The following is a 21,641-nucleotide window of genomic DNA, read 5'->3' on the forward strand; positions in this document are numbered from 1 at the left end:
CATATGAAAAAGCCATCTTTTAATCTCATCAAACCCCTGCTGGTCATGGCTTGTGTGACCGGCGCTTCGCTCAGCAGCCTTGCGTATGCCGATGAGCTCAGTGATATCCAGCAACAGTGGGCAAAATGCCAGTACGACACCTTTAATAAAGACAACAAAGTGCAATGCCTGAGAAACGTCATCACCGTGACAAAAAAAGCCTTGCAGCAATCACCGGACCGCGCTGACCTGAAAGTCTGGCTGGCTATTAACAAAAGCAGCCTGGCTGGTGCCAAAGGTGGCCTGGGCGCACTACCGCTGGTCAAAGAAGCAAAAGCATTGCTTGAAGACGTGATCAGGACCAACCCGAAAGTCCTGGACGGATCTGCCTATACCAGCCTGGGCACGTTATACTACCAGGTGCCCGGATGGCCGATTGCATTTGGGGATGACGACAAAGCCGAAGCCATGCTGCAAAAAGCACTGGCAATTAATCCGGATGGGATTGATCCAAATTACTTTTACGGAGATTTTCTGGCGCAGGACGGACGGCGAGATGATGCCATTGTTTACCTTACTCGTGCCAGCCATGCCAAACCACGTCCGGGCCGTAAACTGGCCGACGCGGGTCGCCAGCGTGAAATCCAGGAAAAACTGAAGGAGCTGCAATAGTCAATGCGGATCTTACTGATCGAAGATGACGTGATGCTGGGCGAGTCTATGGTGGCCTCGCTCAGCCGTCGTGGCTATACCGTTGACTGGCTGCAGCGCGGCCAGGGGGTTGAACACGCACTGAAAACTGAAGATTTTCTGGCTGTGATTCTCGATCTGACGCTGCCGGATATTGATGGCCTGCAGGTATTGCGTCATATCCGCCGTGCCGGCCATCAGGTTCCGGTGATGATCCTGACCGCCCGGGATGGCATCGACGACCGGGTCAAAGGACTCGACGGTGGCGCCGATGATTATCTGGTCAAGCCTTTCGCGCTGGAAGAATTACTGGCCCGGCTGCGGGTCATGATCCGGCGTCTGTCCGGGAGTACGGAGACTGAAATCCAGCTCGGAGATTTAACCCTGTCTCTGGACAACAATAGTGTGAGTTTTCAGGGAAAACCCGTCAAACTGACCCGAAATGAGTTCAAAATTCTCAGTACATTAGTGGCACAGGCAGGACGGGTACTGAGTAAGGACAGACTTCAGCAAGCCCTGCACGGCTGGGATGACACCGCCAGTGACAATGCCATTGAAGTCCATATTCATAATTTGCGGAAAAAACTGGGCAGCACGCTGATCAAAAATATCCGTGGCGTAGGGTATATCATTGAGAATCGCTGAAATCCGTCCCATGCTGTCGATAAAAAAGCGGCTGATCACAATGACGGTGACGGCCGCCACTGTGCTGATTGCCATCTCCTGGAGCCTGATCTTCGCTGAATCCAAACATGAGATTGACGAGATTTTTGATGCCCGGTTGGGGCAATCCGCAAAACTGCTTGCGTTAAGTGCCCCCCAGTTACTGATGATGCCGCCCGAACAGCTCGAATTGTTTTATGAGCAATGGTATCAGGGCATCAGCAATCATGCCGGGCTCGATGATGATGACCCGACCCCTTACGGACACCCCTATGAACAGAAACTGATGTTTCAGTTGTTCAGTGCCAGCGAAGGTGTCCTGCTCCGCTCGCCTGCGGCCCCGCCGACCCCGCTCTCTGTCCCGGATAAAATTGGCTATCACCCGATCTCATTTGACAGTCAGCTCTGGCGCAGCTTCCAGATTCGCCTGCCTTCGTCAGCACCGGACCAGGAAGCAGCCTTCCTGATCGTGGCAGAAAAACAGGCAATCCGGGATGAACTGATCGACGATATCGCCTTCTCAACCGGGATCCCGCAGCTCTTACTAATCCCCTGTCTGGCGCTTGCTATTATTCTGCTGGTCAACTACATCATGCAGCCTGTCGGGGAACTTCAGCAGGCCCTGTCTCGACGCACCATCAACAAATTGCATGCAATTCAGGTTTCTCAGCCCACCATCGAGCTCAAACCTCTGATTGATCAGCTCAATTATCTGCTGTCAGAACTGGATAAAGCCTGGGTCAGAGAAAAACGTTTTACACACACCGCAGCCCATGAGCTGAAAACGCCATTAGCGGTGCTGCGTCTGAATGCCGAAAATGCACTGGCCAGTGATAACCCGACAGATCTGCAAAACGACTTGACCCATATTCTCAAAGGCATTGAACGGACCGACCGCCTGATTCAGCAGCTGCTGATGCTCGCCCGAGTCGAAGGCGGGAATGCTTTTCCCTTCAATGAGACCGATCTGATGGCCTGCCTGCGCGATGTGATCGGCTCTCTGGTGCCCCTGGCATTAAAACAGGACCAGAATCTGTCGCTGGATGGCCCGGATACCCTCATGATGGACGCCAATGGTGTCCTGCTGACCAGTTTATTCAGTAACTTAATTGATAATGCCATCCGTTATGCCGGAAAGAATGCCGACATCAATATCTCCGTCACCCTGCAGTCCGATGACTGGGTGGCGATCCGTGTCTGCGATTCCGGCCAGCCCATCCCGGACATGATTCGGGAACGGATCTTTGAAAAGTTTTTCCGCGCCAATACAGAACGGGGCGATGGCGCCGGACTCGGCATGTCGATTATCAGCGATATTGCTCTGCTCCATGGCGGAGATATCGTCCTTGAGGGTAACCAGACGGCATCCGGGAACTGTTTTCTGGTCACACTGCCCGTTCACCGCGCCCTCAATCAGTAGTCATCTAACCTTCACCTGATTCCTGTTTTTGTCAGACACCCCCAGAAATTGTCTATTTATAAGACAAATAGGCAGTTTCTGATTCATAACCGCACCCTAAAACCTGATAAATATTCAAATAAACCCCTTATCACTTTGAAAGACATGCCATAATTGTTTAGAGTACAAATGTTTCATCTGTAATAATTTCTTTGCAGAGGAAGATTCATTTTGAAGGACTAGTACAATTTATGACTGTCAAACTTGAAGTAAAAAACCTTTACAAGGTGTTTGGCAGCGCTCCGGAAAGGGCGTTCCCACTGCTGGAAAAAGGGTTGAATAAGGATGCCATCTTTGAAGAAACCGGCCTCACCGTCGGGGTCAAAGATGCCAGCCTGACCATCCGGGAAGGTGAAATTTTCGTCATCATGGGCCTTTCAGGTTCAGGAAAATCAACACTGGTCAGGCTGCTCAACCGACTGATAGAACCCACACATGGTCAGGTGCTGCTTGACGGAAAAGACATTGCCAAGATTTCTGAAGAGGAATTGCGGACCGTCAGAAGAAACAACATCAGTATGGTGTTTCAGTCATTTGCACTGATGCCGCATATGACCGTGATCGACAACACCGCCTTCGGACTGGAACTGGCCGGTGTCGATAAAGATACCCGCTACGAGACGGCACTGAAAGCGCTGGCGCGTGTCGGCCTGGATGCCTACGCAGCCTCTTATCCGGACGAGCTGTCCGGCGGGATGAAGCAGCGGGTGGGGCTGGCCAGAGCGCTGGCGAATGACCCGGACATTCTGCTGATGGACGAAGCATTTTCCGCGCTGGATCCGCTGATCCGGACCGAAATGCAGGACGAGCTGATTCGGCTGCAAAGTGATGACAAACGAACCGTCGTTTTCATCTCCCACGATCTGGATGAAGCCATGCGCATCGGGGATCGCATCGCCATTATGCAGAATGGTGAAGTGGTCCAGATCGGGACCCCGGATGAGATCCTCCACCACCCGGCCAATGACTATGTCCGTTCCTTCTTCAAAGGCGTGGATGTCACCAATGTTTTCACAGCGAAAGATATTGCCCGCAAACAGCAGGTCACGGTCATCAAAAAAGGCGAAACCGACGGCCCGCGCGCCGCCCTGCAGCTACTCAACGACCAGGATCGCGAATTTGGCATCGTGGTCGATCGCCGCAATCAGTACGTCGGGATTGTCTCCACCGAATCCTTACAAAGTGCCACGAAAGCCAACCACCCGCTGACACAGGCGTTGCTGAATGACACGGTGACGTTCTTACCCAATACCCCGGTAGGTGAACTGATTGGTCATGTTGCCAGCCTGCCTTACGGTGTGCCCGTCGTTGATGAGCAGCAGCGCTACCATGGCATTATCACCAAAGCTCGCCTGCTACAGACACTAGACCGGGAGGCCTGACATGAGCCAGGAAACACAAACCGTATCATCCGCTCCGGGAACAGAAACGGTGTCGGAACAACCACCTGTGCAGGATCCCTGGTCTGCAACGACAGATGCTGCCAATACCGACCCTTGGGGGAATGCCGCCGGTTCAACGCCCAATTCCGGGTCTGACTGGCTGAACGAAGCGGCATCAGCCCCGCCCGATCCCAGTATCGACTGGATGCACCCGTTTCAGGATGCGCTGATCCCCTTTGATCGCTGGGTGGAAGACGGAATCAACTGGCTGGTCGCTAATTTCCGGCCCGCGTTTCAGGCCATCAGTGTTCCGATTGATTACATTCTCACGGCTTTTCAGGCCTTACTTCAGTCGACGCCGGCACTGCTGATGATTTTCCTGATCATGATTCTGGCCTGGCAGATTGCGGGCGCCCGGATGGGGATCGCATCCGTGCTCTCGCTCTTACTGATTGGCGCCATCGGTGCCTGGGATCAGGCGATGGTCACGCTGGCACTGGTTCTGACGTCGGTCTTTTTCTGCCTGTTGATCGGGTTGCCCACCGGGATCTGGCTGGCACGCAGTGAAAAAGCCGCCAAAATCATCCGGCCGGTTCTCGATGCAATGCAGACAACCCCGGCCTTTGTGTATCTGGTGCCGATTGTCATGCTGTTCGGTATCGGGAACGTCCCCGGTGTGGTCGTGACCATCATCTTTGCCCTCCCCCCCATCATTCGGCTGACGATTCTGGGGATCCGGCAGGTACCGGAAGAACTGATTGAAGCCGCGCATTCCTTTGGCGCGAATCCAAAACAAATGCTCTACAAGGTTCAGTTGCCGCTGGCTATGCCAACCATCATGGCTGGCGTGAATCAGACACTGATGCTGGCCCTGTCTATGGTCGTCATTGCCTCAATGATCGCCGTAGGCGGTCTGGGACAAATGGTCCTGCGCGGCATTGGTCGTCTGGATATGGGACTGGCCGCCATTGGGGGTCTGGGCATTGTCATTCTGGCTATTCTGCTGGACCGTCTGACCCAGGCCATGGGGGCATCCGATCGCGGCAAAGCATACCGTCACTGGTATGAACACGGCCCGATTGGCTTCATTTATCGCCGGTTCAAAAAAGATGAGACCCCGCAACTGACGACCCATTCACAATCTTAAGGAGAACACCATGACAACACGCTGGAAGTCACTTTCACTCTCAGCGGCACTGCTTGCCGGTGCCGCAACATGGACCGCCACCGCGGCCGAAGAACCCGGTCAGGGAATTTCCGTTCAGCCCTTACAGAGTACGGTGGCGGAAGAAACCTTTCAGACCCTGATTGTCAATAAAGCTCTGGAAGCGCTGGGGTACAAGGTTCTGCCGACCAAAGAGGTCGATTACAACGTCGGCTATACCTCGATCGCCAATGGGGATGCTACTTTCCTCGCGGTGAACTGGTCTCCCCTGCATAAAGACAAATTTATCAAATCCGGCGGAGACAATAAGTTTTACCGAAAAGGGGAATACATTACCGGTGCAGCCCAGGGCTATCTGATTGATAAGAAAACCGCTGAAAAATACGGCATCACCAATATCAGCCAGCTGAAAGATCCGAAACTGGCCAAACTCTTTGATGCCAACGGTGACGGCAAAGCCGATCTCACCGGCTGTAACCCGGGCTGGGGCTGTGAAGGTGTGATTGAGCATCAGCTGGATGTGTACGGGCTGCGCAACACAGTCACCCATAATCAGGGGAACTACGCCGCCATTATCGCCGACACAATTTCCCGCTACCGGAACGGTTCTCCGATTCTGTACTACACATGGACGCCTTACTGGGTCAGCGGCGTGCTGGTTCCGGGAAGAGACGTGGTTTGGTTGGAAGTTCCTTTCTCCGCACTGCCGGGCGAACGTAAAAAAGTGGACACTACTTTACCGAACGGCAAAAACTATGGATTTCAGATGAACAGCATGCGGATTGTGGCAAACAAAAAATTTGCCGAAGACAATCCGGCGGCCGCCAAACTGTTTGAAGTCATGCAGCTGGATATCAATGACGTCAGTGCCCAGAATATGCGGATGAGTCAGGGCCAGAACTCCCAGCAGGACATTGAGAACCACGCCAATGGCTGGATCAAATCGCACCAGAAACTGTTTAACAGCTGGATTGCACAAGCAAGACAAGCTGCAGAGGATGCGTCTTAATCCTCCGGTGACACACCACACAAGACTTTCTCTCCGACAGGCCGGCATTTCGCCGGCCTGCTTGATCTGAACGACGCCTTAAAGTCAAAAACCTTACATCGGCTAAGCTTATTTTTTCGCTATACTCTTGAGATCATGGTCCGGATTTTAGGGTAACTCTATGTTTTTAGATTATTTTGCATTAGGGCTGCTTATCTTCGTCGCCCTGGTGATGTTTTATGGCATCATCGCAATTCACGACATTCCCTATGAGATTGCCAAGGAAAGGGAGCATCCCCATCAGGACGCTATCCATTATGCCGGATGGGTCAGTTTATTCACTTTGCACGCGCTGTGGCCATTTTTATGGATCTGGGCCACCTTGTGGAGAAAAGAACGGGGGTGGGGCTTTCAGCAAATTCAGAATGAGCAGGTTCTGCTGCAATCCCAAATTTCCAAAATGGAAGCACAAATTCAGCTGCTGCAAACCGAACTGACCGCACTCAGACACGCTCCCTGCCCGCCGGTCAATCCCGCCAGTCAGCAGAAAAGCAATGACAATGACGAGGGCCATCAATAATGGAAACCCTGCTGGTTCTCTCATACGCTGCAATCTGTATTTTTATTTTTAAGATCTTCCGGATCCCTCTGAATAAATGGACGGTTCCAACTGCCGTTCTGGGAGGCATTGTCCTGGTAGGTGCACTGGTACTGCTGATGAACTACAACCATCCGCACACCAGTCTGGGTGGAGAATACTATGTTTCGACGCCCATCATGCCGAATGTCCGTGGCAAAGTCACCGAAGTGCCGGTCAGGCCAAACACCCCCCTGAAACAGGGCGATGTGCTTTTTAAAATAGACCCGACGCCTTTTCAGGCTGAGGTTGACAGACTGGAAGCACAGCTGGAAGAAACCAGACAAAATGTGCTGGGACTGGAAGCCGCCTACAAAGCTGCGATGTCAACAAGAGTCAAAGCTCAGGCCGAACGCGATCGAACCTACCAGCAATACCAGCGCTATGCGACCGGCTACAAACGCGGTGCATTCACCAAAGCAGATGTGGACAACCGCGAACAGTTCTACCGGAGCGCCGAAGCATCGCTCGATGCTGCGCATGCGGAAGAACGGCGAGCCAAACTGGCGTTCGAGTCCAATATTAACGGGCAGAACACCAGCATAGCCCAGATTGAAGCTCTGCTGGTCAAAGCTAGGTTTGATCTGGACTCCACCATTGTCCGGGCGCCGACCCGTGGATTTGTCACTCAGGTTCTGCTCCGGCCGGGCATGATGGCTGTTCCGCTCCCGCTGCGTCCGGTCATGACCTTTATCAATACCGATGATGAATTCATTATCGGTGCCTTTCGTCAGAACTCGCTGTTACGCCTCAAACCCGGTTATGAAGCCGATGTGATTTTCCGCGCCATTCCGGGAAAAACGTTCAAAGCAGAAATCGTGGGAGTACTGCCAGCCATCGGAGAAGGTCAGGCGCAGGCACAAGGCGTGCTATACGGCACCGAAATCCTGATGCGTCAGGGGCGGCCGCTGGTCAGACTCAAAATGATTGATGACATCAGTGCTTACAAGCTGCCTTTAGGGGCGAATATGGAAATTGCGGTCTACTCCGATCATGCGCACCATCTGGCAGTGATGCGTAAAGTACTGATTCGGATGAAGAGCTGGCAAAACTACCTGTACCTGGACCATTAAACCCTCACTGAACCATGCCCGCTGAAATCCGCGGGCATGACCGGATCAGTCACTCATTCCGGCGGCCAACCGGACTTGCCGTTGAGTCAGGATCTGGCGCACACAATCCAGTATCAGAAACGCCACGGCAACCCAGATGGCAAGGTAAGTGAGCCACTCTCCGCCCTCGATACGTTCCCCCAGCAACAGAGACACGATCACCAGTAATACCGGTTCAACATAACTCAGCAGTCCGAACAGGCTGAAACTCAGCAGGCGACTGGCTACAATATAACTGCCCACCGCCAGCGCACTGAGCACACCCAGTCCGAGAACCAGTGCAATCAGCTGTGAATGCTGCATCAACACACTCAGGCTTTCGGTCTGAATAAACAGCCACCAGATGACCGGGGGGAACATCATCGCCATATCAAACCACAGACCCCCCAGGCTGTCCGTGCCCATTTTCCGCCGCAACATAAAATAGGCCGGATAACCCATCGCGACCACAAGTGTTTCCCAGTACAAACCGCCAGACAGCCAGAGCTTATTGGCAACCCCTACCCCGGCAAAAAGCACAGCGACTTTCTGCAATCCGCTCAGTCTGTCTTTGTAAACCAGTCTGCCCAGCACCACCATCACCAGCGGCATCATAAAATAGCCCAATGATACAGGCAGGGCCCGGCCATTGACCGGCGCCCACAAGAAGAGCCAGAACTGTAACCCCAGCAAAACGGCCGACAGGGGAATTCCCAACCAGAGCAGCGGACGCTGACGGATCTGCAAGGCAATCTCTGTCACCTGCCCCCAGGCATGACTGCTGAGCAAAAAGAGCGTCAGAAAAGGAAGTGTCAGCAATAACCGCCAGCTGAAAATCGCTTCTCCATCCAGCGGATGAAGTAACGTTGCATAGAAATACATCCCGCCGAACAGGCAAGATGACAACACAGATAAAAAAACACCTTTCCCCACATCCACTCCTGCACATCGCAACCCACGGCCCTGCGGCCACTGAACGGCATCATATCAGTATGTTGCCTCAGTTTGCGATCACAGAAACCGGGTTCAGTCAGTCCAGCGTTTTCTTAAAGCGCCAGGACGCGACCAGCAGCCCCAGCAAGGTAAAACCGGCTAACCACAAGGCATCTTTCCAAAGCACAGCCAAATCCGCGCCTCTCAGCACAATGCCGCGGATCATCCGCATAAAGTGTGTTGCAGGCAGCACCTCCGCAATCCACTGCGCGACAACCGGCATCCCCTCATAAGGAAACATAAAGCCGGACAACAGGATGGAAGGCAGCAGAATAAAGACCGTCATCTGCATGGCCTGAAGCTGTGTCTGCGCAATGGTGGATATCACCAGTCCTAACGTCAGGCTGGCAGAGATAAACAATAAGGTGCCGAACAGGATCTGACTCAATGGACCGTTGATTGGCACATCAAAAATAAAATGACCCAGTCCAAGAATAATCACCACCTGAATCAGGCCAATGACGATATAAGGGGCAATTTTCGCCAGCATCAGTTCCAGCGAGTGCACCGGGGTTGTGATCAGCAGCTCCAGGTTCCCCCGCTCCCGTTCTCGGACAATGGCAGCCGAGGTAAAGAGAATCATCGTCATTGTCAGAATCACCCCCAGTAAGCCGGGCACAATGTTCACCGCCGTCCGGCGTTCCGGGTTGAAATACAATGCGACTTCAAAGGTCGGTGTCATGACGCTGGACTGCTGCGCTTTATAGTCTCCCACCAGATTCTGCACCGGCATATTCTGAAGCTGCAGCAGTGCCGAGCTGACCATGGTATCGGACCCGTCCACCAGCCACTGGCCCGCTTCCCGGTGCTGTGCCAGCCGCTGGTCCAGATCCCGGGGCAGTACCAGAACGCCGCGGACTTTACCCGCAGTAATGGCCTGCTCACCATCATGAGGCGTAGCGTAAACATCCACCACGGTCACCACCTGCGTGGCCTTGACCGCCTCAGTGATGATCCGCCCGTACTGAGACTGACTTTGATCGACCACGGCGACCGGAATGTTGCGCACATCGGTATTGATTGCAAACCCAAACAGCAACAGCTGAATCAGCGGGATCATCACCACCATCCCGAAGGTGATCCGGTCGCGGGAAAGCTGACGGAACTCCTTGACCAGAATCGCCTTCATCCGGATCAGGCTGGACACAAGATTCATTGGCGTGGCTTCCCGGTACTGGTAACAAACACATCTTCCAGACTGGGCCGGACAACCGTCAGTTCTGCCTGCTGCAGCGACGGCATCTGATGCTTCAGCCAGGCCACCGGATCGGTTTCAGCCGCCCGAACCAGCACACGAAGCCGGATCCCCAGCTGAGCAGCCGACACCACTTCGGGCAGCAAGAGCAGACGCTCTTTCATCTGCCGCAAACCCGGCGCCTCAATTTCTACCACACTCACGCCCATCTGTTCCATCAGCTCGCTGGGCGGGCCATCCGCTTTGATCTCACCTGACTCCATAATCGCCAGTCCGTGGCAACGTTCAGCTTCATCCATATAGTGGGTGGTGACCAGAATCGTGGTGCCCTGATCAGACAAATCAAACAACTGCTCCCAGAAATCACGCCTCGACTGAGGATCGACAGCCGATGTCGGCTCATCCAGAAATAGTAAATCCGGTTGATGCATTACCGCAGCCGCCAGAGCCAGACGCTGTTTCTGACCGCCGCTCATACTGCCGACCCGTTGCTTCATCAGCCGGCTCAGCTGATAAGTGTCCGCAAGTTCTGCCACCCTGGGTTTGAGTTCACGGGAAGAGAGGCCGTATATCTGCCCGATAAATTGCAGGTTTTCTGAGACGGACAAGTCTTCGTACAACGAAAACTTCTGCGTCATATAGCCGATTTTCATCCGAAGCGCTTCAGCCTGTTCCGGAATCCGCAGTCCCAGCACGTTGATTTCCCCTTCACTCGGACTGAGCAGTCCGGTCAGCATCCGCAGCGTTGTCGACTTTCCGCATCCGTTGGGTCCCAGAAAACCGTAGATACTGCCTTTCGGCACATGAAGATTCAGCTGATTCACTGCGGTGAAATCACCGAACCGCCGCGTTAGTCCGACGGCATTGATTGCAAGTTCACTCAACGGACATCTCCACCTGAACAGGCACCCCGGAAGGCAGGGATCGGGCTTCATCCGGCAAATCAAACTCCGCCAGATAGACCAGCCGGGCCCTGTCATCTTCATTCAGTGCGTAATACGGGGTAAATGCCGGCTCTGTCGCAATCCAGCGCAATTTGCCTTCATAAGGTTGTGAGACACCGTCAACATAGACGGCTGCCTGTTTGCCGGGTTGCATTGCCACACGATAAGGCTCCGGCACATAGACTCTGGCATAAGGACGGCTGTTGGCCTGAAGCACGGCAACCACTGCATTCACCGGCACACGCTCCCCCAGGTTATAGGGCAGACTGTCGACAATCCCGTCCCGGGTTGCGACCACTGTTAAGTCATCCAAAATACGTTGCTGCAACGCCACATTCGCCTGCGCCGCTTCCAGTTCAGCCTGCGCCTGCTGGATATCTTCGGTTCGTTCGCCCCGGGTCAGCTTGGTCAGATTCTCACGGGCTGCTGTCACTTCGGCACGTGCCGCATCCCGTTCCGCCCGGGCATTATCCCGTTCTGCCACGCTGATCAGTTTTTGTCTGACCAGACGTTCCCGGCGCTCATAGGTTTTTTCAGCATCCACCAGACGGGCTTCCGCCTGATCCAGTCCCGCTTTGGCGGCCGCAATATCTTCGACCCGCTCCCCGTTGGTCAGCCTCAGAAGATAAGCTTCGGCCTTTACCTGCTGTGCTTTTGCCTGCGCCAGCACCGCAGCCTGACGTGTTGTATCGAGCCTCACCAGCACTTCGCCGGCTTTCACGGGCTGCCCTTCTTCCACAGGCATCACCCGGATAATTTCAGTTGCGGTGGCAGTCAGCGTAATCCGGTCGCGCTCCAGCGTCCCCAGCGCCTGTGAGGTTGAGGCGCGGTTACATCCGGTAAGCAGCAGGGCAATCATGACAGCTATGCCCCAGTTCCCGACAAGTTTCATCAATATGTCACTCCATGACGAATGGTTGCTGAAATCCTAATCAGAAATGGCATAAATTCAATGCACTTGCGCAAGGATTGTGTATTTTTTTGTCGCCTTTTGCCTTCGATAAAAATCTCCGCAGCTGAATCTGCCTTTAAAGCAAGGATAGGGCCTCAGCTGCGGAAAAGCATTAGGGAACCGCAACCGGAAACCGATCCCGATCCAGAACTGGCCGAAGTCCTCTCTTTATCCGGAGACTTCCCTTGTACTGCGTTCGAAAGCCATTAGAATGAAGCAGCAACAGCTCCACAATCCATAATATTTTTCTCTGTTAATCAAGGGAGTACCATGCCTCTGTTGGGATATCTGCGCTGGATCGCCTTTTCTCTGTTTCTTTTCTCCAGCACTGCCGCCTTCACTGCAACCATGACAGACAGCCTTGGAAAAAGTATGACTCTGGACACACCGCCGCAACGTATTGTGACGCTGGAGTATGCTTTTGCGGATGCACTTGCAGCCATCGGGATCAGTCCTGTGGGGATCGCAGATGACAATGACCCGCTGAACCTGCATCCGGCCGTTATTTCGCGCATCAGCGGTTGGGTCTCTGTCGGTGACCGCTCCAGCCCGGATCTGAGCCGGATTGCGGCCCTGAAGCCCGATTTAATCATTGCGGACGTCAACCGCCATCAGGCGATTTACCCGGCACTGAGTGCTATTGCTCCAACGGCACTGCTGGCATCGCGCGGCGAGACCTACGCAGAAAACCTGGACGTGGCTGAAAAAATCGGCAAGCTGGTCGACCAGGAAGCCCTGATGACTGCCCGTTTGCAAGAACACGACATCTACATGCGTCATATTGAAAAGCAGCTCAGTCCGGTTCACGGCCAGCAAGCCCTGTTTGCCGTGGCTCTGGAAAACGGGGTTTATGCCTATTCCGGCTCGGCCTATCCCGGTGGTGTCCTGAAAGCCATCGGCCTCAGAGTGCCGGAACAGATTGGTCTCGATGACCGGGCACTTCGTCTGGTGACGCTGGAAGAAATCAGCACCATCAACCCAGATATTCTGCTTTCAGGCACCATAGTACCGGACAATGCCCTGCAGCAATGGCAGCAGCAACCGGTCTGGCCAACTCTGCAAGCGGTGAAAAGTGAACAGTTTTATCAGGTGGATGGCCGGTACTGGGCCCATTGCCGGGGCATACTCGCCTCAGAGGCCATGGCCGATGCGTTACGCAAAACCCTGCCGCAATTCACGCTTGAAGCGACAGATATCCAGACCACCACCCTCAACTGAGATCTGGCCGGTGCCCGCTTACACCAGCATCCCGGCCAGATTTAAACTCTGTTTTAAACTCTGCTTGGACGTAACACATTCAAGTAAAGACTGTTGAACACAGACAGTCCGGCAGTTTTGAGATTCCACCAAGCTGCGGCTGTCTTTTTCTCTTCCCAACCCCTGCTTCGCGATCCGGCAACCGCTTTACCGCATCAAATCTGCAAGTCAGACCAAATATCACTATCCTTCCTTTAAGCCATTGGTTCTGAAACACACGGGATAAACAAAGGCCTGGGTGAAACCTGCGGTATGACGTAAATCACATCAGCAAAGGACTGCGCATGACCTCAAAGATCACAAAAGCTCTGATCATGATCGCCGGCATACTGGCTCTCTCCGTCGGTGCCGGCTACGGACTCTTATGGGCCAACCTGCCTCAACTGGATGGCAACGTTGTCATCCAGGGGCCAGAGCAACCCGCTCATCTCGACCGGGACAGTCTTGGAACCGCCGTGATTCGTGCATCCAGCCGGACGGATGCTGCATTTGCACTGGGGTACGCCCATGGCCAGGATCGATTTTTCCAGATGGATTTACTACGGCGAAATGCCGCCGGTGAACTGGCTGAACTTTTTGGTGAGGATGCGCTGGCGATCGATAAAAAACACCGCTTTCATCAGTTCCGAAAACGAGCCCGGCTCGCTTTGGCGCAGCTCACCGATAAGCAACGCACGCTGCTCGGACAATATGCCCGGGGCGTCAATACAGCGCTGGATGCCCAACAGGTCAGAAGCTTTGAATATCTGCTGAGCGGCACATCACCGGCCCCCTGGCAACCTGAAGACAGTTTTCTGGTGATCTATTCCATGTATCTGGATCTGCAGAACGGTACCGTTGAGCGCGAACAGGTTCTGGAGCGTCTGAGACAGGCCTTCGGGCCGCAGATGACAGCCTTTGTCACGCAAACCGATCCGCTGCAGGCCGCTTTAGATAATTCCCATCTGCCACTGACACAGATTGAGATTCCGCCTCTGGACGTTCCGGCCGTCTCGCTCGCGGCCCACCAGCCCATCGGTGAACCAAAGGTATACGGTAGTAATAACTGGGCGGTGACCGGACAACTGACCTCGTCAGGGCATGCCATGATTTCCAATGACATGCACCTGGGCTTAAATGTGCCTGTCATTTGGTACCGCGCCCAGCTGAACTATCCGGATCACGGACAAAATATCCAGGTCACCGGTGTCAGCCTGCCGGGAACCCCGACCATTGTGGTTGGCGCCAATGGCAAGATCGCCTGGGGCTTTACCAATGGCTATATTGATACCGCGGACTGGGTTCTGCTCGATGACAACACTGAAACCGTTCAGGTCACGGAGACGCTGAAAACCCCGGGAAACGCAGTGGAATACCCGGTCGAACTCTCGGCCGATGGCCCGGTTACCCGCATTGGCTCTGCACGCTATGCCCTGTCATGGGTGGCGCATCAGCCCTACGCGGTCAATCTTGATCTCATGGCACTCGAAACGGCATCCAGTGTCGCAGACGGGTTAGCCACAACCCGGTCCACGGGGATTCCGGTACAGAACATGCTGATCACTGACAGCCAGGGCAATGCGGCATGGCGTTTAACCGGGGCCATTCCGGCCAGAGCCGCTCCGCAACAAAACCCGGTGACAGCATCAGCCTATCCGGCAACCTTATGGGAGGAGCGCGCAGAACAGGTGCCGGTTGTCGAAAACCCGGCACATCAGCGGCTGTGGAGTGCCAACAGCCGGGTGGTCAGCGCCGGTGACGATGCCCGGTTTGGCGATGGCGGGTATGCCATTGCCAGCCGTGCGGTTCAGATCCGTGACAAGTTGATGGCCCGACAGCAATTTAATGAATCAGATTTTTTCCAGATGCAGCTTGATAATGAAGCACAATTTATGGCTCGCTGGCAGGCCCTGTTGTTATCTCAGCTGGCATTACATCCGCAGCACTTTCAGGACGATATCCGGTATTTAAAACAATGGCAGAGATGCGCCTGTGCTGAGTCCGTCGGCTATACCCTCACCCGTGCCTTCAGGGACCGTTTGCTTGATACCGTTTTTGCCCCGCTCCAGCATCTGCTCTCTGCCGAGGGACTGAGCCTGAAACCTATTAAAGACAACCTTGAGCCAGCTATCTGGCAACTGCTGAAGGAAGAACCAGCATCCTGGCTGCCAGCCGGAGAAAAAGACTGGGCGACCCTGCTCATCAATGTTTATACCGATGCAAAAGAGGCACTCTTCAAACGATACAGTCCGGACCAGAAGCTGGCTGAACTCAACTGGGGAAGGGTCAACACACTCGCAATTCAGCACCCGTTTGCGAAAACGATGCCGCAACTGGGCTGGCTGCTGAATATGCCTGAAATTCAGGGGTTTGGCGGGCGATATGAACCGGCGGTGCAGACCCGGGCATTTGGCGCTTCTGAACGCTTTGTGGTTCAGCCCGGACGGGAAGACGACGGCATCTTAACGATCCCCGGCGGGCAATCGGCCAATCCGCTGTCACCCTTCTTCCGTGCCGGTTTTGATGATTATGCCTTCCATCGGAAAACACCTTTATTACCGGGAAATATTCAATACCGGCTGACGCTCATCCCTCAATGAAACACTGATTCATGAAACGCGGCGTCATGAAACACAGGTTTATTTACCATGCGGGAAGTGATCACAACAACTTCCCGCATGCGCTGAGAAGCTCAGGCGCGCTCCCCAATTTCCAGCGGTTCCAGAAAAATATGATGACGCTTATTCAGCCGCCGCATCAGTGAAAACACAATCATGCATGGGATCATTACCGCCGGACGCGGCATCATGACAGACAGCACCAGCGTAAACAAAAACAAGTACTCCATTGCTGACATCGCAAAATTCGTTTTTCTCGAAAAGCGCTCGCTGCCCCGGATCAACCTGTAAGACGCCACCTGATAAATGTTTTTGAAAATACCGATATTCAGCGTGCCCGTGAACGCGCTTTCTTCTTCAAGGGTCAGGCCATACCAGTCGCCATTGCCATAAAACAGCACATGTCTTTTACGTCGCGCTTTAATTTTCAGCGTCTCGACCACGACATCATTCACCCGGATCGTACACTTGCCAAACGCCGTCAATTCAAGTTGCACGAGCAGATCATCCACTTTAAATGCGGCTTTCTGATTCATCATGCAGAATCTTGGTTTGGATGAGTGCGCGACCTGACAGGTTGACTGGATCCTGAACGCCTCGGGAACCTCCTGCGCTTTGGTCAGCGAGACAAAATAACGGGTATCCATCCCGTGCTGCACCAAGAAATCCGACACCGATGTTTTCAGTGCCGCGAGGTAAGCGTCAACATCAGGGACATAAATCTCCTCTTCGGAATGAATCAGAATAACTGGAATATGCTGCTGATTGATCAAGGTCAGACGGACCGAACCTTTCACCGCACGCTGTCGGCTGTCCATTTCCCCGATGGCTGGTAACAAATTTTCCTGCTGCGCCCATGTTAAAGTCAGACGCCCGACCTCATCCATATCCCAGTGGCCGCCTGGCATGGGGAATCCGAGATGCAGGGTTCCGACTGCGCCCTGCAGCGCATTGCGTTCATCATCAAGGTTTCCCAGATAGCCGGCCCGCAGCTGATAAGGCGTGGTATAAAATTCGCCGCAGCCCGGTTCAACCATATCAAACGTTTCCAGCACCCCGGTTCCGTGCCTGCCGGCATACTGCAGCGCCGCAATCAGCCCTTTGGGCTCCTCACCGTCAAAGCATTGCAGCACTTCCGGCTGACGCATCAGGTTCAGCAGGCTATCAACGTACCGGGCAGGAACAAACATGCCGGAGCGATAGTTCAGGTCGCCGCTGTCATTGCCGGAGATCACGTCTGGAAAACATGTTCTGAAATCCTGAAACAGCCCGGCCAAACCCAGTGTACGCAGCGGTTCACTTCCGCTCAGCATGGCCAGAGACAGGCCGCGTTCATAATAATAAGGATGCAAATGGGCAAGAATGGATCCGGCCACCCGGCCAAAGTGGCTGTCGAAAGGATCTGAAGGCTGACTGCCCAGCAGTGCCGGGTATAAGGTTTCCGCCAGAAAGCTCTGATCCGCTTCAATCTGTGATAACTGAGAAATTTTTTGTGCCTGGAGTTCAGGCTGCCTGATCACATCAAGAATGTATGCTTCGATGTCTTCTTCTTTCACAGGCACATATGTTGTGTCGAGTCCCATAATACCCACCCAGTTGCTGAAGCGGGGTATTCTCATGCAATTGAATGGATAAAGCTATTCTATTTTCTGCGCTGAAGACAGAAATCTGCAGTCATTAATCTTTTGAAAACGCAGCGGTGTCTCCCCGACCTGCTGTTTAAAAAAACTGATAAATGCGCTGTCGCTGGAAAACGTCAGCCCATAGGCAACATCATTGACGGCTTTCCCTTCCGAGAGCCATTCGATGGCTTTCAGCAGCCGCCATTGCTGGCGCCATGCCTGAAAACTCATACCCGTATCTTTTTGCAGGATCCGGCTGATTGTTTTCCCGCTGGCACCAATTTGCTGACTCAGGACCTTCAGCGACGGCACAATGCCTTCTTTTCGTTCCAGGTGCTCAAGCCATCGGCTCAGCCGCTTATCCTGAGGCAACGGCAAAAATAAGGACTGCGTTTTCGCCTCTGCCAGCTCTTCAAAAAATAGCGCCAGCGTGTTTTTCATGCTGTCGAGGGGCTTATCCCATTCCCAGAATGACATACGCTCAATCAATTCCCGTAAGAGCGGTGTGACTTCAATCACCGCCAGTTCCCGGGGCAGGCCTTGCACCCATTGTGCGTCGAAATACAGCGATCTGTACTCGACGACATTGCGCATTGTCGCACAGTGCAGCGTGTGTGCCGGGATCCAGGCAGCCCGGGTGGGCGGCAGGACGCACTTCATCCCGTCCAGCTGAATCGACATACAGCCCTGCATGGCATGCAATAACTGAAACATACCGTGCTTGTGCAGGCCGGAGTCATGCTGACCCAAGCGTGACGCAATCCCCAATACCGGGGAAGGCAGGGCGTCCGGGTCAAACCTTGCATTGGCATCGATCAACATAAGATGTCTCTATTTTGATGTTTTCTGTCTGAGCTTCGTTATTGGAACATTTCTCTGGACCTTAGACTAGCGCCACTTTCATTCACTCAGGAGAATCCCATGAAAGCAGCGCCTTCTGTCGCATTGCTCATTTGCTTCATCATGTTTCCGCAAATTGCAGAAACGATCTACAGCCCCGCCCTGCCGGATATTGCAGCTCACTTTTCTGTTTCTGAAGCACTGGCCGGACAGACACTCGCCGTATATTTCGCAGCATTTGCAGCCGGTGTTGTCACCTGGGGAATCTTGTGTGATATCTGGGGACGTCGCCCTGTCCTTTTAGCAGGGCTGATGATTTATGGTGTCAGCGCCCTGAGCGCGCTCTGGATAGAAAACTTCCAGACCTTGCTGGTGCTTCGGGCCATCAGCGCATTTGGGGCAGCGGTCGGCTCTGTCGTCGTCCAGACCATGTTCCGCGATTGTTTCCGGGGTCATGCCTTAAGCAAAGCATTCGCCCGGGTCGGCATTGCACTTTCCATCAGCCCGGTGATTGGTATGCTGCTCGGAGGCATCATGGTCAGCTGGGGCGGCTATCTGGCTGTATTTGCCACACTCAGTGCCATGGCCGCCCTGTTGTGGGGGCTGAGCCTCGTTTTCATTCCTGAAACACAGACACAACGGGCTGCCCGGCCAGCACTGATGACACTGGCTGTTTCCATGTTGCGGGATCCGCACCTTGTGCGCAGCGCCTTGTTGGTCGCCGGATTCAACGTACTGCTGTTTTCCTATTACCTGCAAGGTCCCTTTCTGTTTGAACGGCTCGGGTTGAATAGCCAGCAATTCGGATACAGTGGGGGGGTACTTGCACTGGGTACGATGCTGGGGAGTCTGTTGAATCAGAAAGCCATTCAAACCGGATTCAACTACGCCCGGTTACTGATGATTTCAGCAATGCTTGCCTGCATGGGAAGCCTGGGAGTCTTGGCACTGCAAGACAGCATTGCTTTTTTAGCCCCGATGCTGCTGGTTGTGATGGGCTTCGGAGTCGCGATTCCAAATATTCTCAGCCAGGCACTGGTCAGCTACCAGCATTGCACCGGAAGCGCAGGTGCATTATTCGGACTTCTTTATTATCTGCTGATTGGTTTATCGCTGGCATTGTGCGGACTTGTCCACAATCTGGGTTTGATACTGCTTTTCACTGCCTTGTGCATGATGCTGGTGACGCTGTGGATTCAGGTCACTCATACAGCAGATTTACGTGCTTCGAATATTCAGAACAAATAAGCCACATCGCTCACTTTATATCTACCCCGTATTGCCTGTCTGTTTTCAGACGGGCATTTTGACAAGGTGCTATCAAATGAGAATTTCTGGACACGTCCTGATCAACTTATTTCGCCTTAGAATAAAACACCTGTTTTTCGGTATTCTAAATACAGTGAGTCCGTCTGACATCAGCAGTCTCATGACATACAAATCATAAAACCAGTTTCCATAATTATTTGGGGACTTAAAAAACCATAAAAAAATCATGACTTTTATCTGGTTCCAAAATATTCATAAATACTAAAGTAGGAAGATTGAAATTATCCGGCATGGATAATTCTTAACCAAAATCGTGTTCCTGTTGTAAAAAAACCAACATCTGGCGGGTTATTATCTAGATTCCAGATTTATTGGAACATCGTTCAAAACCTGACTAACCCAGAGTATTCCATAACATCAACCAGCAGGAGCTAAAACAGAAACCCCTAAATAAAACCCACATCAAAACCAAATAAAATCACTAAAAAAACAATGAGTTAAAAACAAATCATAACGCAAACCATTATATTCATACATTTCAGAACACAGGAATAATTATGCGGAAGACATGAAATTGAAATCAATGAACACCCAAGAAAACATATTCCACTAATATACGAAAAATAGATTTATAATGAAAACAAGCCGACATATGTAATTCGATTGTAAATTTATTTACAACAATATTTATCAATAAATAACATCAATAAGATTCGATTAAAAAAATACAAATTTGAATAGACTTTAAACAACTGTTTTGATAGCTTTGAAATTGTCAGGAAACAAGAATAAAAAATGATTGTTTCGTATCGGCGAATGATGAACAAGTCTATTGCTTCCTCATTACTCGTTCCCGACACATTGACAAAAGAGTTCAGAAATATTTCTGCCTGTCACTTCGTTTTCCAAATGAAGCGTAATCGTGTAGATGGTTGGAAATTAGCGGACACTTTGTATATTTCACTGGTATTCAACCATCAGGGATATTTTCAGGGGAACTCAAGATTACCTTTTCAAACCATTATATAAGGAAATCTTAAATGACTAAGACGAAACGATTAGCACTTGCTGCATTACCACTTTTAGGAATCTCGTCTTTTGCGCAAGCTTCGCTTTATGGTGACTGTATTGCCTCTGGCGACCCGCTTGTTGATGCGAAGTTTGGCGGTTCCTACACCAAAGATGTCGATGATTCTTCAAAGGATCTGGCATCCTCAACCATCAAGGGCTTCCTGTATGTTCAGGGCCGTCAGAGCTGTCTGCGTGTTGAAGGCGTCGCCGGAATTGACGGTCACCTGCTGGACAACGATATCCAGGTAGCCTCCGTCAAAGCGGGTGCAACCGCCACAACGGATGCGCAGTTCGGTGTTGACGGCCACGTCAATATCATGGGTACGGATATCATTTCTCAGGAATACACCATGTCTTCTGAAGAAGGCAGCGCCCTGAAAAAAGATATGCCAATCCTGCCGATCCCAGACCTGGGTCTGTATGCCGGTATCCCGCTGGGTCCTGTAATTCTGGATGTTGGCGTTGGCGTCAGAACCAAGCTGAATGTAGGTCTGGAAGCCGGCTATGAAAACCTGGTTCTGACGGCAAAAGCTGTGCCGAGTGCGGATGTAAAAGGTTTTGCGGAAGCCTCAGCACGAATTCTGCTGAACAAGATCTCTTTAGGTGGCGAAATGTCTGTCGTCAAAGACGATCTGGCTTTTGAAGCCTATGGTCGCTGGGAAGCTGAGCAGAACGGTTTCGGATTTGGCTACGGCATCACCAACACTGCAAACCTGGCAGGTGGTAACATCTACGGCTCTGTGAACGACAAGTACAAACTGACGATCTATGAGTGGCCAGGCTACACCTTCGAGCATACTCTGGCGGAAGGTAAGGCCTTCCTTCCAGTGAAATAATCTCTGGGTGA

At 52.6% G+C, this 21,641-nt stretch carries 18 protein-coding genes; 12 read left to right on the top strand and 6 right to left on the bottom strand.

The features are described from left to right. Positions 1-3 precede the first annotated feature (3 nt). The 8 genes from SPK40_RS12620 (at position 4) to SPK40_RS12655 (ending at position 8,036) form a co-directional block, all read left to right on the top strand. Complete coding sequence (locus SPK40_RS12620; RefSeq protein WP_442957572.1) at positions 4-651, top strand: tetratricopeptide repeat protein; 648 nt, start codon at positions 4-6, stop codon at positions 649-651. Between the two features lie 3 nt (positions 652-654). Further along, positions 655-1,314, top strand: a complete 660-nt coding sequence (locus SPK40_RS12625) for a response regulator (protein WP_330960682.1) — start codon at positions 655-657, stop codon at positions 1,312-1,314. A 10-nt stretch (positions 1,315-1,324) separates the two neighbouring features. Continuing rightward, complete coding sequence (locus tag SPK40_RS12630) at positions 1,325-2,752, top strand: sensor histidine kinase (RefSeq protein ID WP_330960683.1); 1,428 nt, start codon at positions 1,325-1,327, stop codon at positions 2,750-2,752. 230 nt (positions 2,753-2,982) lie between these two features. Then, positions 2,983-4,173, top strand: a complete 1,191-nt coding sequence (proV, locus tag SPK40_RS12635) for a glycine betaine/L-proline ABC transporter ATP-binding protein ProV (protein ID WP_248143772.1) — start codon at positions 2,983-2,985, stop codon at positions 4,171-4,173. 1 nt (position 4,174) lies between these two features. After that, on the top strand, positions 4,175-5,320 hold the full coding sequence (gene proW / locus SPK40_RS12640) for a glycine betaine/L-proline ABC transporter permease ProW (protein WP_330960684.1): 1,146 nt from the start codon (positions 4,175-4,177) through the stop codon (positions 5,318-5,320). 10 nt (positions 5,321-5,330) lie between these two features. Continuing rightward, a complete protein-coding gene (gene proX / locus SPK40_RS12645; protein ID WP_330960685.1) occupies positions 5,331-6,347 on the top strand; it encodes a glycine betaine/L-proline ABC transporter substrate-binding protein ProX in 1,017 nt (338 codons plus the stop codon). A gap of 160 nt (positions 6,348-6,507) precedes the next feature. Next, positions 6,508-6,906 (top strand): DUF3302 domain-containing protein, encoded by a 399-nt coding sequence (locus SPK40_RS12650; RefSeq protein ID WP_248143769.1) that lies wholly within the window; start codon positions 6,508-6,510, stop codon positions 6,904-6,906. Then, positions 6,906-8,036 (top strand): HlyD family secretion protein, encoded by a 1,131-nt coding sequence (locus SPK40_RS12655; protein WP_330960686.1) that lies wholly within the window; start codon positions 6,906-6,908, stop codon positions 8,034-8,036. The genes SPK40_RS12650 and SPK40_RS12655 overlap by 1 nt, the downstream gene beginning before the upstream one ends. Before the next feature lie 45 nt (positions 8,037-8,081). Here SPK40_RS12655 and rarD read toward each other — a convergent pair whose 3' ends face one another. From rarD to SPK40_RS12675, 4 genes are all read right to left on the bottom strand, one after another. After that, positions 8,082-8,987, bottom strand: a complete 906-nt coding sequence (gene rarD, locus SPK40_RS12660; protein WP_330960687.1) for an EamA family transporter RarD — start codon at positions 8,985-8,987, stop codon at positions 8,082-8,084. A 97-nt stretch (positions 8,988-9,084) separates the two neighbouring features. Further along, the gene (locus tag SPK40_RS12665) at positions 9,085-10,203 is read right to left on the bottom strand and encodes an ABC transporter permease (RefSeq protein WP_248143766.1); all 1,119 of its coding nucleotides are present in this window, start codon (positions 10,201-10,203) and stop codon (positions 9,085-9,087) included. Beyond that, positions 10,200-11,126, bottom strand: coding sequence for an ABC transporter ATP-binding protein (locus SPK40_RS12670; RefSeq protein WP_248143765.1), 927 nt, complete (start codon positions 11,124-11,126; stop codon positions 10,200-10,202). The genes SPK40_RS12665 and SPK40_RS12670 overlap by 4 nt, the downstream gene beginning before the upstream one ends. Then, the gene (locus tag SPK40_RS12675) at positions 11,119-12,078 is read right to left on the bottom strand and encodes an HlyD family secretion protein (RefSeq protein WP_371929394.1); all 960 of its coding nucleotides are present in this window, start codon (positions 12,076-12,078) and stop codon (positions 11,119-11,121) included. The genes SPK40_RS12670 and SPK40_RS12675 overlap by 8 nt, the downstream gene beginning before the upstream one ends. A gap of 330 nt (positions 12,079-12,408) precedes the next feature. On the opposite strand from SPK40_RS12675, the gene SPK40_RS12680 reads away from it, so the two are divergent. After that, entirely contained in the window at positions 12,409-13,356 is a 948-nt protein-coding gene (locus tag SPK40_RS12680; protein WP_330960688.1) for an ABC transporter substrate-binding protein, read from the top strand. Positions 13,357-13,679: 323 nt separating this feature from the next. Next, positions 13,680-15,974, top strand: a complete 2,295-nt coding sequence (locus SPK40_RS12685) for a penicillin acylase family protein (protein WP_330960689.1) — start codon at positions 13,680-13,682, stop codon at positions 15,972-15,974. A 92-nt stretch (positions 15,975-16,066) separates the two neighbouring features. Here SPK40_RS12685 and SPK40_RS12690 read toward each other — a convergent pair whose 3' ends face one another. Both SPK40_RS12690 and SPK40_RS12695 read right to left on the bottom strand, forming a co-directional pair. Further along, positions 16,067-17,575 carry a hypothetical protein gene (locus tag SPK40_RS12690; protein WP_330960690.1) on the bottom strand — a complete coding sequence of 503 codons (1,509 nt, stop codon included), beginning with the start codon at positions 17,573-17,575 and terminating at the stop codon, positions 16,067-16,069. 54 nt (positions 17,576-17,629) lie between these two features. Continuing rightward, positions 17,630-18,436, bottom strand: a complete 807-nt coding sequence (locus SPK40_RS12695) for an AraC family transcriptional regulator (RefSeq protein WP_330960691.1) — start codon at positions 18,434-18,436, stop codon at positions 17,630-17,632. 99 nt (positions 18,437-18,535) lie between these two features. Here SPK40_RS12695 and SPK40_RS12700 point away from each other — a divergent pair, with 99 nt between their 5' ends. Together SPK40_RS12700 and SPK40_RS12705 are read left to right on the top strand one after the other, a co-directional pair. Continuing rightward, on the top strand, positions 18,536-19,702 hold the full coding sequence (locus tag SPK40_RS12700) for a multidrug effflux MFS transporter (protein WP_330960692.1): 1,167 nt from the start codon (positions 18,536-18,538) through the stop codon (positions 19,700-19,702). 1,061 nt (positions 19,703-20,763) lie between these two features. Then, complete coding sequence (locus SPK40_RS12705; protein ID WP_330960693.1) at positions 20,764-21,630, top strand: hypothetical protein; 867 nt, start codon at positions 20,764-20,766, stop codon at positions 21,628-21,630. The last annotated feature ends 11 nt before the right edge of the window (positions 21,631-21,641 follow it).

Source organism: Photobacterium sp. 53610, assembly GCF_036409375.1.
Lineage (GTDB): Bacteria > Pseudomonadota > Gammaproteobacteria > Enterobacterales > Vibrionaceae > Photobacterium.

What these genes read in the sequence shown, in the direction of transcription:
- proX (WP_330960685.1), top strand. Translation starts at nt 5,331, where the DNA reads ATGACAACACGCTGGAAGTCACTTTCACTCTCAGCGGCACTGCTTGCC.
- SPK40_RS12665 (WP_248143766.1), bottom strand. Translation starts at nt 10,203, where the DNA reads ATGAATCTTGTGTCCAGCCTGATCCGGATGAAGGCGATTCTGGTCAAG.
- SPK40_RS12620 (WP_442957572.1), top strand. Translation starts at nt 4, where the DNA reads ATGAAAAAGCCATCTTTTAATCTCATCAAACCCCTGCTGGTCATGGCT.
- SPK40_RS12650 (WP_248143769.1), top strand. Translation starts at nt 6,508, where the DNA reads ATGTTTTTAGATTATTTTGCATTAGGGCTGCTTATCTTCGTCGCCCTG.
- SPK40_RS12625 (WP_330960682.1), top strand. Translation starts at nt 655, where the DNA reads ATGCGGATCTTACTGATCGAAGATGACGTGATGCTGGGCGAGTCTATG.
- SPK40_RS12630 (WP_330960683.1), top strand. Translation starts at nt 1,325, where the DNA reads ATGCTGTCGATAAAAAAGCGGCTGATCACAATGACGGTGACGGCCGCC.
- SPK40_RS12695 (WP_330960691.1), bottom strand. Translation starts at nt 18,436, where the DNA reads ATGTTGATCGATGCCAATGCAAGGTTTGACCCGGACGCCCTGCCTTCC.
- SPK40_RS12690 (WP_330960690.1), bottom strand. Translation starts at nt 17,575, where the DNA reads ATGGGACTCGACACAACATATGTGCCTGTGAAAGAAGAAGACATCGAA.
- SPK40_RS12655 (WP_330960686.1), top strand. Translation starts at nt 6,906, where the DNA reads ATGGAAACCCTGCTGGTTCTCTCATACGCTGCAATCTGTATTTTTATT.
- SPK40_RS12705 (WP_330960693.1), top strand. Translation starts at nt 20,764, where the DNA reads ATGACTAAGACGAAACGATTAGCACTTGCTGCATTACCACTTTTAGGA.
- proV (WP_248143772.1), top strand. Translation starts at nt 2,983, where the DNA reads ATGACTGTCAAACTTGAAGTAAAAAACCTTTACAAGGTGTTTGGCAGC.
- SPK40_RS12680 (WP_330960688.1), top strand. Translation starts at nt 12,409, where the DNA reads ATGCCTCTGTTGGGATATCTGCGCTGGATCGCCTTTTCTCTGTTTCTT.
- SPK40_RS12700 (WP_330960692.1), top strand. Translation starts at nt 18,536, where the DNA reads ATGAAAGCAGCGCCTTCTGTCGCATTGCTCATTTGCTTCATCATGTTT.
- SPK40_RS12685 (WP_330960689.1), top strand. Translation starts at nt 13,680, where the DNA reads ATGACCTCAAAGATCACAAAAGCTCTGATCATGATCGCCGGCATACTG.
- SPK40_RS12675 (WP_371929394.1), bottom strand. Translation starts at nt 12,078, where the DNA reads ATGAAACTTGTCGGGAACTGGGGCATAGCTGTCATGATTGCCCTGCTG.
- proW (WP_330960684.1), top strand. Translation starts at nt 4,175, where the DNA reads ATGAGCCAGGAAACACAAACCGTATCATCCGCTCCGGGAACAGAAACG.